Raw genomic sequence first — 16,265 nt, 5'->3', positions numbered from 1 at the left:
GGTGAACCATATTCATAAAAGCAGAAAGGGCGGAGACATCATGGAAAGAATATATGCCGTAGTTCAGGGACAGGTCCAGGGCGTGGGCTTTCGATGGTTTGTCCAGTCGCTGGCCAATTCGCTGCAAATTACAGGCTGGATCCGCAACATGGAAAACGGGATGGTGGAAATGGAGCTGCAGGGCGAAACCGCAGCTTTGCATCAACTGCTGAGCCGGATCCGCAGGGGCGACCGGTTTATTCAGGTCGAAAACCTCAGTTGCAAGCCGATCCCTACTCAATTAAAAGAAAAACGGTTTACCGTTCGTTATTGACTTGGAAATTCATGAAGCTTTATTCTGGATGCCCGACTTGCGGCATCTTTTTATTTTTACAAGACGCCCGCACTTAAGCCTCCTGCAGCATCCTCCGCCGCAGTCTGACGCACGGCGAATGCGATTGTTCCTCATGCAATCCAAACAGAAAAAGGTCCGCGCTTACAGGCGAACCTTTTTCATGGCTTAATTCAATTCCTACCGTGAAGATTCTCGTTACGTGAAGATTCTCGTTATAAATTCGACTGATCGTTATCCACGGAATACATCAAGCTTGTATAGTTCTCATATAAGAACCGATACAACTCGAAATTCTGTTCCGACAAAGCCACCGCGTTGTTGGTCGCAATGCTGTACTGTTCGGAAATCGCACCCCAGGTATTTCGTCCGATGATCCCGTCAGCCGTTAAGCCCACGCGGGTCTGGAACGCCCGCACCGCCGCTTCCGTCGCCGCACCAAAGATCCCGTCGACGACCAGCTGATTGGAATTGCCCCAGCCCTGATTGATTACATTCAACGCCATCTGCATGATGCTGACATTCTCGCCGCGGCTGCCTAAGCGCAGCGACGTTCCCGGATAGGCCGGAATCTTCTGTGAGAGCGGCGGGACGATCGACTGCGTTTCCCGATACGCCCGCACCAGGGTATCCCAGGTCTGTCGGCCCACGATGCCGTCCGGCGTTAAGCCTGCCAGCCGCTGAAATGCCACGACAGCGTTGCGGGTCGAAGCGCCGAAGCTGCTGTCGATCTTCACCGTCGGCACGCGCGAGGTAAACAGCGCGATCTTCTGCAGGTAAAACTGAATTTCCTGCACATAGACATTGCGGTCGCCCTGACGCAGCGCTCTTCCCGGATAGACGCCCGGCAGCCGGTCCTCAACACCTTCAGAACTCAATTCGGCCAGCTTTTTCACCGCCACATAGATATAGGAAATTTTATACCACGTCGCTTTGCCGACAATGCCGTCCGCCGTCAGCGAGAACTGACGCTGAAACGCCCTGACCGCATTTTCCGTGCCTTCCCCGAAAATGCCGTCGATCGGATAGGTCGGCGGAATGTTCGGATAGTTCACGGCAATCCGATTCAGCTGATTCTGGATGATCGCCACGCTGTCGCTGCGCACGCCGCGCTGCAGATTCAAGCCCGGGAACGATCCGGTAACCCCTTCGATCCGGCTTGTGTCAATCAATTCAATATCGTCGCCATAATAATATTGCAGGATTTCGAAAGCGTTGAGCCCCTTGTTCGCCTGATCGACGGTGCCCCATTGCTTTAAGCCTTTGCACCATACCTGCCGGCCGTCGCAATATTCCGCATAATACGGATTGACCGTGTTTACCTTGCGGATATATTCGTTGAAAATATCGTCGACGATCTTGCTGATGCTGGTAAAAATATCCCGGCCATACACGAAATACTGATCGAATGCCGTGCTGTTGGTGATATCGAACGAATAACCGCGGCTGCGGTACCATTCGGTATACACACGGTTCAAGCACAGTGAAATCTGACAGTAGATATTCGCGCGCAGACTCTGTTCCGGCCAGGTCGGATAAATTTCGCTGGACGCTACATTCTTAATGTAGTCCTTGAAGGTTACCGTCACATTCTGGGCGTTGGATGTCGGCCGGCCCAGATGCACGGTTACATATTTCGGGATAATTGGATAATCCAGAATGTACGGCGCGATTGATTCCTCGGCGTCGCCCGCGGCAACACTCTCGTTAAAGCCGCAGCAGCCCCCGCGCGAGCAGCCGCAGGAACGGGCCATGGAACGGGTCAGGGCATGTTCGGGAATCTCGATGAATTCCTCAAACTGCGGCGCCAGTTCCTCGTCGGCATTGAGCAGGTCCACCTGCAGCAGCGCTTCCTCCTGCGCAAAAATCTGAACGTTGCGGAATGTCCGGTCCGCAAATCCGGCCTTGGACACCGTTACATGCACCTGCGCGTACGGGGTTGTCTGGTTGTCGGGATTCAAGCTCAACTCGCGGTCGGGCGCTTCGATTCGAATTACCGGACTCTTCCCGTTCGCTCCGCTGCTTAACCGCAGGTTGATGGTCTGATCTTCGTTAGTCACCAAGATCGCCGCGCCTTCGATCGGCAGTGCTTGCTGAGCGACGGTTACTTCTACGATTAAAGTACCATATTGCATCGCTGTCACCTCCACTGCTACGATATGCGGCGGCGGCTTTTTCAGCTGGGCAGGCCGTCGGAATTCTGTCGATTTCTGAAGAATTTTGATGTAAGCGGTACCGGAAAAACTTTTTTTCAATGTAACCGTTTACTTGTGAAAAAGTTGTCATAAGCCTATTGCATCGTCCATTTCGGCATGCTATAATCACACCCGTAAAGACAAGTGAAACAATTCACAACAAGGAGGATATTCTGATGGAAGAAACACTTAGCCCGGCTCAGGCGGAAGTCAATCAATTAGTTGAAAACGGCTTGAAAGCCCTGGATGACTTTTTAAAGCTGGATCAGGATCAGGTCGACTACATCGTCGCCAAATGTTCGGTCGCAGCCCTGGATAAACACGGCGAATTAGCCAAACTGGCGATTGAGGAAACCAAGCGCGGCGTCTTTGAAGACAAGGCCACCAAGAATCTGTTCGCCTGCGAATATGTTGTCAATCATATGCGGCATCTGAAATCGGTCGGCGTCATCAAGGAAGACGAGGTTCAGGGATTAACCTATGTCGCCGAACCAGTCGGCGTCGTCGCCGGCGTCACCCCGGTCACCAATCCGACGTCCACCGCGATTTTCAAGAGTTTGATCTGTCTGAAGACGAGAAACCCGATCATCTTCGGTTTCCATCCGAATGCCCAGCAGTGCTCCGTTGCGGCCGCCAAGGTCGTCTATGAAGCGGCGGTCAAAGCGGGCGCGCCGAAAAACTGCATTCAGTGGATCGAACATCCGAGCATGGAAGCAACCTCAGCGCTGATGAATCATCCGGGCGTCGCAACGATCCTGGCTACCGGCGGCAACGCGATGGTCAAGGCGGCGTACAGCTGCGGCAAGCCGGCCCTGGGCGTCGGCGCGGGCAACGTTCCGGCTTACATTGAAACGACCGCCGATATCAAGCAGGCCGTCAACGACATCGCGCTGTCCAAGGCGTTCGACAACGGCATGATCTGCGCATCGGAACAAGCCGTCATCGTCGACAAGGAAATCTACGACGACGTCAAGGATCAGTTCAAAAATTACAATGTTCACTATGCGAATAAGAAAGAAAAAGAAATGCTCGAGCAGTACATGTTCGGCGTCAAGGCCTTCACCAAAAATGTCGGCGCAGCCAAGCTGAATCCGGATATCGTTGGCAAGTCCGCCGCCTGGATCGCCGAGCGGGCCGGCTTCACCGTCAATCCGCGCACCAGCATCATCATCGTCGAATGTAAGGAAGTCGGACCGAACGAACCGCTGACCCGCGAGAAATTATCGCCGGTGCTGGCCATGCTGAAAGCAGAATCGGTCGACGATGGGTTCGATAAGGCGGAAGCGATGGTCATGTTCAACGGCATCGGCCACAGCGCCGCCATCCACACTGCCAACGCGGATTTGGCCAAGCGCTTCGGCGAACGGATCAAAGCCTGCCGGATCATCTGGAATTCACCGAGCACCTTCGGCGGCATCGGCAACGTCTACAACTCCTTTATCCCATCCCTGACCCTGGGCTGCGGCTCTTACGGCCACAACTCCGTATCGGATAACGTCAGCGCCGTCAATCTGCTGAATATCAAGAAGATCGGAAAAAGGAGAAACAATATGCAGTGGTTTAAAGTGCCGTCCAAGATCTATTTTGAAAGAGATTCCATCGAATATCTCCACAGCATGCGGGATGTGGAGCGGGTCTTCATCGTTACCGACCGCTCGATGGTCGATCTGGGCTATGTCACCCGCGTTACCGATCAGCTGGAACAGCGCCGCAACAAGGTTCAGGTTCAGCTGTTCTGCGACGTCGAACCGGATCCGTCCATCCAGACCGTCAAGAAGGGCCTGAGCCTGATGCAGGCGTTCCGGCCGGATACGATCATCGCGATCGGCGGCGGTTCCTCGATGGACGCGGCGAAGGGCATGTGGTTATTCTACGAACAGCCGGACGTTAACTTTGACGATCTGAAGCAGAAGTTCATGGACATCCGCAAGCGGGCCTTCCGCTATCCGGAACTGGGCAAAAAGTCCAAGCTGGTCTGCATCCCGACGACTTCCGGCACCGGCTCAGAAGTAACGCCGTTCGCCGTCATTACCGATAAAGAGGAAAACAAGAAATACCCGCTGACCGATTACTCCCTGACGCCGACCGTCGCGATCGTCGACCCAGCCCTGACGATGAGTCTGCCGGCTTCGATTACTGCCGACACCGGCATGGACGTGCTGACGCATGCGACGGAAGCTTATGTTTCCACGCTGGCCTCTGATTTCACCGATGGTCTGGCGCTGCAGGCGATCAAGATGGTCTTCGAATATCTGCCGCGGGCGGTTGCCAACGGCAAGAACGACCCGGAAGCGCGCGAAAAGATGCATAACGCCGCAACCTTGGCGGGCATGGCCTTCGCCAACGCATTCTTAGGCATGAATCATTCTCTGGCGCACAAGATCGGCGCTGAATTCCACGTGCCGCACGGCCGCGCCAACGCGATCTTACTGCCATACGTCATCCGCTATAACGGAACCAAGCCGGAAAAGCCGGGCGTCTGGCCGAAATACAACTATTACAAAGCCGATGAGAAATACGCGGAACTGGCCCGTTTGATTGGCTTGAAGTTCAACACGGTTGAAGAAGGCGTCGTCGCTTACGCCAAAGCCTGCGCGGATCTGGGCGCGGACTGCGGCATCAAGATGAGCTTCAAGGAACAGGGTCTGGATGCAAAGGCCTGGGACGCCGCGAAGGAAAAAATCGCTTATCTGGCTTACGAGGACCAGTGCTCCCCAGCCAATCCGCGCGTGCCGATGGTCAACGATATGATCGACATCCTGCGGGCTTCCTATGAAGGCGACACCAGCTATTACACGAAATAAACGAGTCCGCCTTTCCCTTCTTCATACCAATCATTTCTGTTGGAACTGATATTCCTCAGTTCAGACGTTCCACCTTTCCTGAATCCCGTTCTGGCGCCGCTTCGCCGGGTCGGGATTTTTCTGTTTACGCTTAAAAGTATACCGGATTGAGAAAACAAGGCAGTCCGTCAGACTTTGTTTTCGTTCATCGTTCAAGCTTATTTTAAAATTTGCCGCATAAAACCCGCGGACACCGTAACTTTCCGCAGCGTCAGAACGGCCGGGTTACATTGAAAACCCACTTTATCCATGGTATAATGAGGCCAATAAAATTGATCTACCATGCGGAAGGAATCTTATAGAATGACCTCGGAAATCAATGGGAATGCGTCGGAAAAAAAAGCGCCTTTATACATGAAAATTTATGAGATTATCCTGAGTCGGATAGAAACAGGGCAATATCCTGAGAATTCAAGTCTGCCTTCGGAACTCGATTTTCAGAAAGAATTCAATGTCAGCCGGATCACTATCCGCCGATCGCTGAAAGATCTGGAAGACGCCGGCTATATCAGCCGCAAACGGGGAAAACTGGCAAAAGTGATGCCGTTAAGAACCTACAGCAACCTTGGCGAGGTCGTTGGTTTTTCAACTTCGCTTAAGAAATCCGGCGGCCGGCCCTCGTCGATCATTCTGCAGTTTAAAACCGAGCCTGCCAATCCGCTGGTCAGCGAATATCTTCAGCTTCCGTTAGGCGGGGAGGTTTACTTTTTAAAACGGCTGCGTTTAAAGAACGGCCGGATTATCGGCGTTCATGACACGTATATTCACCCGCAGATCGGCTGCCTGATCAAACCGGAAGATCTGGATGAAAATACCTCGCTTTATGAGTTATATGAAACGTTGGGAATTCAGATCGGCTGCGCGGATGAAATCATAGAAGCCCGCATCGCCTCGCGCCAGCTGAAACAGGAACTATTCATCAGCGAAGATGAACCGATCATGTATCGGGAGCGGATTACCTACACTGCGGACAACAAACCGATTGAGTTTTCGCAAAACAGCTATCGGGCGCTCGATTACAAATATGTCGTCCATTTAAATAACACACGTTAGCGAGATCGTTGAGAAAGCAGCGCGCGGAGAAACCGGCGTGATCGCCCTTGAGAAACCGGCTTGCGACGAATCTTCAAGCTCCAGTATTCCTGTTGGAGCTTTTTCGTTTTATAAAAGACCTGAGGTCAAAACAAAAACCCCATCAGCGGCTTAAACACGTCAAGCCGTCGATGGGGTTGATTTCCGTTATACTGAATCGGATGATTTCATCAGAGCTGCCGGATCATAACAACGAATTTGATCCTGCGCCTGCTCGATCAGCGTTTTCAATCGTTCCTGCGTCATCTTGGATGCGGGCAGCGTCAACAGCTCCAGAAGCAGAGCCAGATTCACGCCGGTTACAACGAAACCTGTCTCTTTCGCGCAGACCTGCATCGCGGCGTTAAAGGGAGAGGCGCCGAACAGATCAGTGACGATGCAGTAAGTTTCGTTCACCTGACGAAACCGCTCTGTTTTTTTCCGCATCTGTTCCATCAGCGTTTCAATACTGCAGCCATCTTCAAAGCAGAGAATTTCCAGCGACGGCGCGGCGCGGACGATCATCATCACCGCACGCTCAAACCCTTCAGCGAGGGTGCTGTGGGTACACAAGAGAACATTACCCATGGTTTTTCCTTGCCAGCCAGCCGCGGCGGGCTTCGTTATAAAAGAACCGCGCTTTGTCCAGATTGACAGGATTGCGCATATCGCCGTCTTTTATCCAGGTTGCGACCGACACGCCGTCATAAACTTTCATCAATTCATAAATATTATCGCCGGTTGCCCGGCCGCCGAGAATAACCGGAGTCTGCGGAAGCTTCGGACGAAGCTTTTCAAGCAACGCCAGACTTTCCTGCTGATCCTTTCCGCTCAGAAACAGGCCGTCGGCATAGGCCCGCTGCACGATCCGCACCGCTTCTTCAATCTTATCCGGCGCTCCCAGAAAATGCCCGCTGACTTCCTGCGCATCCGCATACACAGGCATCGTGCTGCCCAGCTTTTTTTTCAATTCCAGAATCTCGGCACATTGCCCTTCAACCAGACCGCATAAGCTGACGCTGAGACCGGTATATAAATATTCGACCCGGATAAAATCTGCCTGCGCCGCTTCCGCGACCGCTAATGAAGCGACGCCGTCCCAGTTTACCAGAATTCCCAGAAGCTTATCGGGAAATGTCTTCCGCAGGGTTACCGCCAGCGCCGTCATAAAGGTCAGAGTCTGGGGCTGAGCCTGTTGACGCAGCGGACCGTCATGCATATTCTGCAAAATAAAACCATCATAGCCAATCTCCGCCAACTGCCGGGCTTCCGCCATCAAATTGGCAGCAATCTCCGGAAAACGCCGGCCCTGATTCAAATAACTTCCCGGCATGGCCTCCGGCTGCAGCATCGCCAGGATGCGCGATCGTTCAGACATCATTCCGTTTCTTCCCTCCTTCTGAAATATTCCGGCTTCCAGGCCCATAAAGCGCTGAACAAGGCCGCCGGCGGCAGCACGCCCAGTTCCGTGATATAGGCGGTGATGAACTCCGGCGCAATCGGAACGCACCCCTGAACATGGAAATCAAGACGTTCAGCATCCGCCTCCGCCATTCCTGCGGCCATTTTGAAGCGCAAATCTTTCGGTTCGATCACCTTGCCGCCGCCCTGCAGCGCCCTCATATCCGCCTTTTGAGCCGTTGTCAGCACATAATATGGAACATGCTGCCAATGCGCCAGCAGCGCAGCCATCTCCGAACCCGCCGTATTCAAGGCCGTTCCGTCTGGATAAAAGGTTTCCGCGCCGATCAACACGGCGTCGCACCCCTTCAGCCCCTGGCAAAGCGCCGCATCCGGAATGAATGAAACAGACTGATGCGTCTGAACACAGGTTTTGACAAACGGAAGACCGCCGCTGATCGTCCGGCTCTCCGCGATGACAATCTCCGTATCGGAAGCCAGCTGCTGAACCACCGCATCCACCGTGCTGGAATAATCATAAAGCAGAATTTTCCGGCAGTTTTTCAATAATGCGGAAGCCGTGGCAATAATTGCCTGACGATGCGCGCGGCCGGCGGACTGAAATTGTTCCACAGCCGCCTGCACTGCGCGGCCGACCTCAAAGTCCGCCTGAAGCTGAGTCTGGATCCGGGCGCTCAGCTCGCTGACGGCGTTGATGATCGCATAGCTGGACTGGCCCCGGGTCGCGCAGCAATAATCAAGCAGCTGGTTGATCAGGATCAGGCCGGCCGGCGAGGAATCCTGCCGGCCGATCTCCCCGACGATCTGACTGATCCGGTCGATATGCGCCGAAGCGCCCAGCACCCGCGGGACTACGATATCGTCAAACAACGGCCGGGCTGCTTCCGGCAGCGCGTTCCGCAGCGCTTCCTTTTCCATCAGCCGCATACATTCACCGCTTTCGCATTCTCAAACAAATCCGGAAGCAGCCGGCGGGCATTTTCCGCATAGATGTTTTGCAGCTGCGTCTTCGTTAATCCATAATAATTCAATTTCATGACCTCCAGTTCTGTAAAATACTCCGGGAAGTCGCTGCCGAACAGAAATCGCTCAGGCGCCAGCACGCGCAAGGCTTTCTGCAGGGCCGGGGCTTCGCAGGCGACCGAAGTCTCCAGCATCAGATTGGGAACTTCTTGGCACAGATCAACCGTTCCGTATTGGAAATCGCCTGCCCCCATGTGCAGCAGAACAAATGTCAGCTGCGGAAAGCGCCGGAAATACTTCAGCCACTGATCGGGCGCTCCGCGGTGTGTGGAACCGGTAAAAATTTTGACCACCGCCTGATGCTGCGCGCAAACGACCAGGATCGCATTGATCGTGGATTCCAGCTTTTCCGGCAGGAACCCGCACTCCAGAGAATCCATTTCGATCAGCCTCACCTGATGATCGCTCAAAACCCGGCGGGTTTCCGCAACGGCTTCGTCCTGTTTCGGATTGATGACGGCACAGGGAATGATCTGCGGATATTGCCGATGCAGGGCGATCACCGCATCGTTGGCCGACGCCATGGACGCCCCTTCGAAAGTGGAAAGAACACGGTAAGCGATATGATTCGCCCGCATATCCTCCAGTTGTTCTTCAATCTCGTATTGATGGGACTGCGCATTTCTGCGCAAATGGGCATGAAAATCAAAAATCATAATCGCCCCTCCTTAAGCCAGAATGCCAAGAGCCACCCCGGCAATTCCCAGCAGGAAGACCGCGATCATCAAAACGATCATGTTCACTTTCTTCCGTCCCATTAACCAGACCATCAGCAGCGTCAGAAGCAGCGGAAGCAAGTTCGGCATTAACCCGTCGAGCACTTCCTGAAGCTGGATCACGTCGTCGCCCGCCGCAAACTGAATCGCCAGATTGATCGAAACCAGCGAGGAGATAAAACCGCCGCAAATTAACGACGCGGCGATTCCGGCATATTTTGTAATTTTATCCAGGATGCCGCCCATCTGCAGCCGCGCGACTAAATTCAAACCGCCCAGATAGCCTTTGAAAATACCGAAATAGCGAACTAACAGCTGAACAAGCGTCATCACCAGGACAAACACAACCGCTCCCGCGGCGCTGGTGTAATGACTGGCCATGATCATTGAACAGCCCAATCCGGCCATGATCGGCCGCAATGTGCCATGGATGAGGGAATCGCCAATGCCGGCTAACGGCCCCATCAGCGCCACTTTAATCTGATTGATCGATTCCGGATCGATATCATGGCTGCGGGCATTCCGCTCTTCCATCGCGGCGGAAATCCCGATGCAGAAAGACGCCATCCGGCCCTCCGTCAGAAACAGCTGCGTATGCCGCTGATAGGCTTCCGCCTTGTCCTTCGGATCAGTATAGACCTCTTCAATAACAGGAATCAGGCCCTGGACAATCCCCGGCGCTTCCTGTTTTGTATTGGAACAGCCGCTTTCAATCGCCAGAGAATACATGTAGGTTTTCCACAGCGTCTTTTTGCTCAGATGATTCGGCGCTCCTTCCTGCGCTGAGGAGGACAAAACGGTCTGCGGCGCGTCTTCTTTTTCCACATAGTAATTCAGGGCGACGCAGACTAGCGCAATCGCCGCCATTCCGATCATATTGATTCCCAGATACGCCGCGATGATAAAGCCTAGGACAAAATAAGGCCAGGAACTCTTGTTTTTAATCGTCCCCAACAACAACGCAACGCCCACGGCGCCCAACATGCCGCCGCCGGCGCGCACGCCGCTGGTCAGCCAGGCCGGGATGACGTTCAGGAAATTCTGAACGACTTCCGCTCCGAAGTAAACGGCGATGAACGTCGGCAGTCCGAATAAGATATAATTGACGATCGCCGGCATCAGCGACGTCCAGATCTTAATCCCCCGGACATCCGCTTTCTTTGCGGCTTTTTCTACCTGACGGGTCGTGAATTCCTGCAGTGTTGCGTTCCGGAATTGACGGCCGATCAGACCTAACAATGAAATCGGGATCGCCGTCGTAATTCCCAGCGCGGCGCTGCCGGACAGACAGGCCAGAGCCGTAGCGATTCCCGCACTGATCACCTCATCCGGCGGAACTGCGGTCCCGACATAGACGACAGCCAGAAACATCAGTTCAATCGTGACGCCGACCTCCAATCCCATCGGCAGATTATTGAAAATCAGACCGACGATCGGCCCCAGACAAATTGGCCGGTAAATGAAAGTCGACAGAAAGGCTTTATCCAAAAATCCCAGCCAGACGACGAGCGAAACTAAAAATGCTTTCAGTAACATAAGTTCTCCTTTCCGGTTTGTTTATTTTTGTTGCAGAATCTTAAGTTCTTTTCCCCGTTCCTCTGGAACGGCTTTAATGGTCATTTTAGCGCAGGATGCCGCCAGCGCTTTGAGCGTTTCGACATCCTGATCGTTGACATACAGATAGTCAAGAACATGCCGGATTCCGGCTTTTTTCTCGTCAAAGCTCATATTTCCCAAGATGATCTCCCGGGATTTCACATCCAATCCTGCCCGGACCATGTCCAGCATCGCCTGCGGCGTGCGGACAATCATCAGCGTCCGCCGGGCGGAGGTGTCCTCATTGATCAGCTTCAGGGCATCCTCCTGCGACAGGACTTCCAAATGAATCCCCGACGGGACCGCCAGCGCCAGAATCATCCGGAGCATCGGATCCGCGGCGCTCTTCTCGTCTACAACCAGAATTTGTTCCGCCCTCGCTTCCGCAATCCATTTTGTAATGATTTGTCCATGAATTAACCGATCGTCAATCCGAATCACGGTAATCTCCATCTTTATCCCTCCGCTTTCTGCCATAATTCTTCAATGTTGCGGTAATAAACGTCTTCCAGTTCAGTTTGCGAAAAACCCAGCAGCTGGATTTTGCGGACTTCGGTTTCGATCGGCTTATATGGCCAGTCAACGCCGAACAAGATCCGCCGGGATCCAATTTCGCGGGCAGCTTTAAGCAGCACGTCGCGCTGGTATTGCACGGATGTTTCAAGGTAAATATTGGGAACATCGCGCACCGCCTCAACGACGGTATAACCAAACTCCCGGCTTCCCATGTGTGTGAAAACAAACGGATGATCAGGAAACATCTTCGCGTAGCGGATCCAGGCAAACGGGGTGCACAGCGGACTGGTTCCGACATGAACCTGGACCTGAACCGGATATTCAAAAATATGCGCGAGGACCTCCTGCAGCTGCGGCGTATTATCAGAATAATACCCATGTTTCCAGGGATGAAATTTCACGCCGATCATGTGCCGCTGCCCCAGATCCAGATCAATTTCCTGATGGACATCGGGCGCCTTGGGATTGATGAACGCATAACCCCGAATCTGTTCTGGATACAACTGCATGGCTTCATAGACAAGGTCGTTCTGGCGGCGATTATCGGTACCGGACAGACTGCTGATACCGGTTTGCGTGATGCCATGGCTGAGCATGTCCTTTACGAGCTGATGAACGTCATGAGGATCGCCAGAGCTGGTTGTCCCCAGATGAGAATGAGCGTCGAGCATTTTCAAACGGATCACCTCTTCTTTCGTCAAGCAAGCTGCGCATCTTGTTATACCTTTATACTAACATGTCATATAAAAATGTCAATTATGAATACATGATATAACAAGTTTATTCGCAATTATTCCATGTTCCGCTTGAAATTTGAGGCAATTTTGCGTTCCTGTCACCAAATTTCGTCCTGCTGAACAAAAAAAAGACAAGGCTTGATAGAATCATGCCTTGTCCCAAACTTTGCGTTTTTCAGTTTACCGCTGCGCTTCGATCTCCCGGATTACCGTCCGCAGCTGTTTCAGCGGCACCGCCGGACTGTATAAATACCCCTGATAATGCGTACAGCCCAATTCTTTCAGCAAGTCGCGCAGTTCTGCAGTTTCGACATATTCCGCGATGACCGTGAAGTTCATCGACTGGGCCAGATACAGAATCGACTGGATGATCTGTCGTCCGCTCGCGTTCACCCGGGCATTTTTCACCAGACTGCCATCCAGCTTGACAAGCTCAAACTGACTGCTCTGCAAATACTTCAGCGACGTACTGCCCATTGAGAAATCATCGACTGCCAGCGAATAGCCCAGATCTTTAAACTCCTTCAGCCGCTGGCGCATCGCCTCATCCAGAAGCAGCGTGTTCTGCTCCGTCACCTCAATGCAATACCGGCCTTTCGGCACCGGATGTTGCCGGAGAAAATCCGCGAATACCTCCGATTTCAAGGTATCGACAGTGACGTTCATCGAAATCACCGCGTCGATCCCGCTGAAATCCGCCTGCAGCACCTGCGTGAACACCGCCATCTCCAGCGCCTGCAGCTGATCGGTTTCCTTTGCCAGATCAATGATCAGCGGCGGGGGAACCTTGCCATAGCGGGGATGAGTGTACCGCAGCAGCGCTTCCACGCCGAAGCAGTGGTTTTCCGCGTCAAACTGCGGCTGATAGCCCATTTCAATATGGTTCTGCTGCAAATCGTTGTTAATCTCCGCCGCCAGCAGCTTTGCGAAATTGCCAACGGCGCCATGCATCCCGATCAGATTCGCCGGTTTGCCCTGCTCCATTTGGGCGTCCAGCGTTTCGATCAGCTCGCTCATCTGCCGCTGCGACTGGCGGATCAGCATCTTATCGTAAAGCAGCACAAACGGCGCGTAAATTCCTACGCCCAGCGCAATGTTCACAATCTGAAGCAGCGCTCCTGTCCACGATCGGGTTGCCAGATAGCCGCTGATCAACGCTGGCGTCGTCCATTCCACGCCCTGCACGCACACCGGAACCCATCCCATTCCCATCGCCAGCGACGAGGTGAACAGACAGACTAAGGGCGTCAGTAAAAACGGAATTACAAACACCGGATTAAACACAACCGGCAGGCCGAAAATCATCAGCTCATTGATATTGAACAACATCGGAATGACCGCCGTTTTTGCCAGCGTCCGGCTGACGCGCTGACGGCTGAACAACATCAGCGCGATCAGCAGACAGATCAATGTCCCGCAGCCGCCGATGAATACAAAATTATCCAGAAATGTCTTGGTAAAGATCTCCGTCGGCGCCAGTCCGGCCGCCGCCGCGGCAACGTTGATCTGCATTCCCTCCTGAAACAGGGAACGTGAAACATTCTCCAGAACGTTGGCGCCATGGATTCCCAAAAGCCATAGCACGGAAGACAAAAACACAAACAGCGCCGAACTGACCAGTCCCCGTCCCATGTGCCGGAACAACGTATTGGACAACAGCACGAACACTTCCTGGAAACTTTCAATATGGAACACCAGCCGGATTCCCTCGTTGAACACCGCCGCCCCCAGCAGCACCGCCAGCATCGGCAGAATCGCCGTCAGCGCCTGATTGAAATTGTAATCCGCGCCGGGGGTAAAAAAATGCTCGTCCGGCAGCTTCCGCCGCAGCCCGCAATACGTAAAGCTTGTAAAGAATGCCGCGCACACCGCGGTAAACGTTCCGACCGCTCCCGCCGATTCCAGCTTGAGGCCGCCGTTGAGAATGATGAACACCATGACGGCCGCCGGCGGAACGATCCAATCCCCGGCCAGCGGTTTCTCCTCGGTCTGCAGCGCGCCCCAAGCCAGACACCCTGTCAGCAGCACCGACAGAATGCCGAAGGTACATTGATAAAGCAGTTCCGCCAGCTCTTCGATAAAAGCCAGCGCAGGAAAATAACCCGCAAACGTTCGAATCAATAACGAAAAGGACCCGATCATTAAAATCGGAATCGCGATCGTCAATCCCGCCCTGACCGCGCGGATCAGTCGGCAGGATTCCATTTTCGCCAAGCCGGCGCTGAACTTCTCTTTCCGCATGTTTTTCTCCCTGATTTCTTCTATTATACCGCATTTCATGCGGAACGTCCGGCTTTCTTTGTCCAAATTACGAACGGGAATGCGGTTTTGCGGACGCCTGACCCCAGCGATCGTCGATAAACTGCCGGATCAGACTGAACGCGTCCTCGCGGCAGCCCTCGTTTTCCAACAGCTCATGACCGCAGGCCTCAAAGCAGACGAGCTGTTTGCGCTCGCTTTGAATTTGATGATAGGCGTATTGCGAAGACGACAGCGGCACAAATTCATCCTGCAGCCCCTGCAAAATCAATGTCGGACAGCTCACCTTTTTCACGGCCGGCTTCAGCTTTTTCACCAGCTCAAAAAACTGCGGGAAATACTCATATTCCAACAACCGCTCCTCCATATACGCCTTGAACTGCGATTCGCTGTGCTTCAAAATCGCGGCATATTTGGGAATCAGCCGGCTGACTGTTTCCAGATTCATATACTCAAATGCCGGCGCGACCAGCACGAGTTTATCCACCGCCAGAAACGAAGCCAGAAACGCGGCGATCACCCCGCCCATCGAAAACCCCAGCAGCGTCACCTCATATCCTTTTTCCAGATAGGCCGTGACCTCCTGGTTGGCGCGCGCCACCCAGATCAGCCATTCCTTGTCATTTTTATCTTCGTCGTACAGATCAAAACAGCGATATTCCAGTCTGGAATCCGTCTCGCACATCGTTTTCAGATAGTGAAAATCCTCCTGCTTGCGCCGGCCGAAGCCATGAATCGCGATCAGAACCCGTTTTCTGCGGCGCCTGGCAAATAAGCCAGGCCGGATCATCCGCGCCTCCGGTAGCGATACAGGCAGATGCCCGCCGCGACCGCGACGTTCAGCGATTCAAAGCTGGACATTTCGATAAACGCCCGCTGATCGCAGATTTCCAGCGTCGCCGGCCGGATTCCCTGTCCTTCATTGCCCAGCACCAGGGCCACGTTTTCAACGATCGGCAGTTCGCTCAGGGGCTGCGCTTCATGCAGCGCCGTCGCGATCACCATAACCCCTTTTTCCTTCAGCGACCTCAGCGCCGGGATCAGTTCAATCCGCGAAATTGCGATGTGAAACAGCGCGCCCTGGGTGGAGCGCACGCATTTTTCATTGTAGACATCGGCGCAGTCGGGCGAAAGCAGCACCTGATCGAAACCAAACGCCACCGCCGTGCGGATGATCGTTCCGACGTTGCCGGGATCCTGCACCCCATCCAGCGCCACAATCCGCGAATTCCTCGATTTCCGGCTGACCTTCTGCGCACAGACGGCGATCAGCCAGGCGCCGGACACATTGGCGCTGAGCTTGCGCATGACGCTCTCGCTGCAGATGATCGCTTCCTTTTCCTGATGAAACGGATTTGTCCGGCCAGCTTCGACCAACAGCAGTTCAACCACGCCTGCTTTCAGAGCCTCACCGATCAGATGTTCGCCCTCGATCAGAAACTGACCTGTCTGATCACGATATTTTTTCTGCTGGAGCTTCGCCCAGTTTTTTACTTTCTCATTCATCGGGGAATTGATTTCCATAAATCCGCCTCCTGTTGTCTCTCTCATTATGA

General features: G+C 53.6%; 14 protein-coding genes. 3 read left to right on the top strand and 11 right to left on the bottom strand.

What is annotated here, in order from left to right; translation table 11 throughout:
* Positions 1-40 precede the first annotated feature (40 nt).
* Positions 41-313, top strand: coding sequence for an acylphosphatase (locus tag AC5OW4_RS00900; RefSeq protein WP_229056780.1), 273 nt, complete (start codon positions 41-43; stop codon positions 311-313).
* Positions 314-546: 233 nt separating this feature from the next.
* On the opposite strand, the gene AC5OW4_RS00895 is transcribed toward AC5OW4_RS00900, so the two are convergent.
* On the bottom strand, positions 547-2,466 hold the full coding sequence (locus tag AC5OW4_RS00895) for a peptidoglycan-binding domain-containing protein (RefSeq protein WP_229056779.1): 1,920 nt from the start codon (positions 2,464-2,466) through the stop codon (positions 547-549).
* A 236-nt stretch (positions 2,467-2,702) separates the two neighbouring features.
* On the opposite strand from AC5OW4_RS00895, the gene adhE reads away from it, so the two are divergent.
* Positions 2,703-5,330, top strand: coding sequence for a bifunctional acetaldehyde-CoA/alcohol dehydrogenase (gene adhE, locus AC5OW4_RS00890; RefSeq protein ID WP_493676551.1), 2,628 nt, complete (start codon positions 2,703-2,705; stop codon positions 5,328-5,330).
* A gap of 393 nt (positions 5,331-5,723) precedes the next feature.
* On the top strand, positions 5,724-6,422 hold the full coding sequence (locus AC5OW4_RS00885) for a GntR family transcriptional regulator (RefSeq protein WP_229056778.1): 699 nt from the start codon (positions 5,724-5,726) through the stop codon (positions 6,420-6,422).
* A gap of 186 nt (positions 6,423-6,608) precedes the next feature.
* Here AC5OW4_RS00885 and AC5OW4_RS00880 read toward each other — a convergent pair whose 3' ends face one another.
* The 10 genes from AC5OW4_RS00880 to AC5OW4_RS00835 all read right to left on the bottom strand — a co-directional run bounded on the left by AC5OW4_RS00880 (position 6,609) and on the right by AC5OW4_RS00835 (position 16,233).
* Positions 6,609-7,028, bottom strand: a complete 420-nt coding sequence (locus tag AC5OW4_RS00880) for a PTS sugar transporter subunit IIA (RefSeq protein ID WP_072685932.1) — start codon at positions 7,026-7,028, stop codon at positions 6,609-6,611.
* Positions 7,021-7,818 carry a BtpA/SgcQ family protein gene (locus AC5OW4_RS00875; protein ID WP_072686156.1) on the bottom strand — a complete coding sequence of 266 codons (798 nt, stop codon included), beginning with the start codon at positions 7,816-7,818 and terminating at the stop codon, positions 7,021-7,023. Before AC5OW4_RS00875 ends, AC5OW4_RS00880 begins: the two co-directional genes overlap by 8 nt.
* Positions 7,818-8,789 (bottom strand): IF-2B domain-containing protein, encoded by a 972-nt coding sequence (locus AC5OW4_RS00870; RefSeq protein WP_072685930.1) that lies wholly within the window; start codon positions 8,787-8,789, stop codon positions 7,818-7,820. The genes AC5OW4_RS00875 and AC5OW4_RS00870 overlap by 1 nt, the downstream gene beginning before the upstream one ends.
* Positions 8,780-9,541, bottom strand: coding sequence for an amidohydrolase family protein (locus AC5OW4_RS00865; protein WP_072685928.1), 762 nt, complete (start codon positions 9,539-9,541; stop codon positions 8,780-8,782). The genes AC5OW4_RS00870 and AC5OW4_RS00865 overlap by 10 nt, the downstream gene beginning before the upstream one ends.
* A 12-nt stretch (positions 9,542-9,553) precedes the next feature.
* On the bottom strand, positions 9,554-11,137 hold the full coding sequence (locus AC5OW4_RS00860) for a PTS system mannose/fructose/sorbose family transporter subunit IID (RefSeq protein ID WP_083538685.1): 1,584 nt from the start codon (positions 11,135-11,137) through the stop codon (positions 9,554-9,556).
* Positions 11,138-11,158: 21 nt separating this feature from the next.
* Positions 11,159-11,650: a PTS sugar transporter subunit IIB gene (locus AC5OW4_RS00855; protein ID WP_493676550.1), complete on the bottom strand. Its 492-nt coding sequence runs from the start codon at positions 11,648-11,650 to the stop codon at positions 11,159-11,161.
* Positions 11,651-11,652: 2 nt separating this feature from the next.
* Positions 11,653-12,414 carry an amidohydrolase family protein gene (locus tag AC5OW4_RS00850; RefSeq protein ID WP_493676549.1) on the bottom strand — a complete coding sequence of 254 codons (762 nt, stop codon included), beginning with the start codon at positions 12,412-12,414 and terminating at the stop codon, positions 11,653-11,655.
* A gap of 216 nt (positions 12,415-12,630) precedes the next feature.
* Positions 12,631-14,691 (bottom strand): PTS sugar transporter subunit IIC/EAL domain-containing protein, encoded by a 2,061-nt coding sequence (locus AC5OW4_RS00845; protein ID WP_493676548.1) that lies wholly within the window; start codon positions 14,689-14,691, stop codon positions 12,631-12,633.
* Positions 14,692-14,758: 67 nt separating this feature from the next.
* The gene (locus AC5OW4_RS00840; protein WP_072685920.1) at positions 14,759-15,499 is read right to left on the bottom strand and encodes an alpha/beta hydrolase; all 741 of its coding nucleotides are present in this window, start codon (positions 15,497-15,499) and stop codon (positions 14,759-14,761) included.
* A complete protein-coding gene (locus AC5OW4_RS00835; RefSeq protein ID WP_493676547.1) occupies positions 15,496-16,233 on the bottom strand; it encodes a TrmH family RNA methyltransferase in 738 nt (245 codons plus the stop codon). Before AC5OW4_RS00835 ends, AC5OW4_RS00840 begins: the two co-directional genes overlap by 4 nt.
* Positions 16,234-16,265 lie beyond the last annotated feature (32 nt).

It is taken from the genome of Holdemania sp. (assembly GCF_986127675.1).
The sequence above is the reverse complement of the archived record's forward strand: the minus strand, read 5'-3'. Positions and strand labels throughout refer to the sequence as shown.

Excerpts from the sequence above, each read along its gene's own strand:
- AC5OW4_RS00900 (WP_229056780.1), top strand. The coding sequence starts at position 41 with ATGGAAAGAATATATGCCGTAGTTCAGGGACAGGTCCAGGGCGTGGGC.
- AC5OW4_RS00895 (WP_229056779.1), bottom strand. The coding sequence starts at position 2,466 with ATGCAATATGGTACTTTAATCGTAGAAGTAACCGTCGCTCAGCAAGCA.
- adhE (WP_493676551.1), top strand. The coding sequence starts at position 2,703 with ATGGAAGAAACACTTAGCCCGGCTCAGGCGGAAGTCAATCAATTAGTT.
- AC5OW4_RS00885 (WP_229056778.1), top strand. The coding sequence starts at position 5,724 with ATGAAAATTTATGAGATTATCCTGAGTCGGATAGAAACAGGGCAATAT.
- AC5OW4_RS00880 (WP_072685932.1), bottom strand. The coding sequence starts at position 7,028 with ATGGGTAATGTTCTCTTGTGTACCCACAGCACCCTCGCTGAAGGGTTT.
- AC5OW4_RS00875 (WP_072686156.1), bottom strand. The coding sequence starts at position 7,818 with ATGTCTGAACGATCGCGCATCCTGGCGATGCTGCAGCCGGAGGCCATG.
- AC5OW4_RS00870 (WP_072685930.1), bottom strand. The coding sequence starts at position 8,789 with ATGCGGCTGATGGAAAAGGAAGCGCTGCGGAACGCGCTGCCGGAAGCA.
- AC5OW4_RS00865 (WP_072685928.1), bottom strand. The coding sequence starts at position 9,541 with ATGATTTTTGATTTTCATGCCCATTTGCGCAGAAATGCGCAGTCCCAT.
- AC5OW4_RS00860 (WP_083538685.1), bottom strand. The coding sequence starts at position 11,137 with ATGTTACTGAAAGCATTTTTAGTTTCGCTCGTCGTCTGGCTGGGATTT.
- AC5OW4_RS00855 (WP_493676550.1), bottom strand. The coding sequence starts at position 11,650 with ATGGAGATTACCGTGATTCGGATTGACGATCGGTTAATTCATGGACAA.
- AC5OW4_RS00845 (WP_493676548.1), bottom strand. The coding sequence starts at position 14,691 with ATGCGGAAAGAGAAGTTCAGCGCCGGCTTGGCGAAAATGGAATCCTGC.
- AC5OW4_RS00840 (WP_072685920.1), bottom strand. The coding sequence starts at position 15,499 with ATGATCCGGCCTGGCTTATTTGCCAGGCGCCGCAGAAAACGGGTTCTG.
- AC5OW4_RS00835 (WP_493676547.1), bottom strand. The coding sequence starts at position 16,233 with ATGGAAATCAATTCCCCGATGAATGAGAAAGTAAAAAACTGGGCGAAG.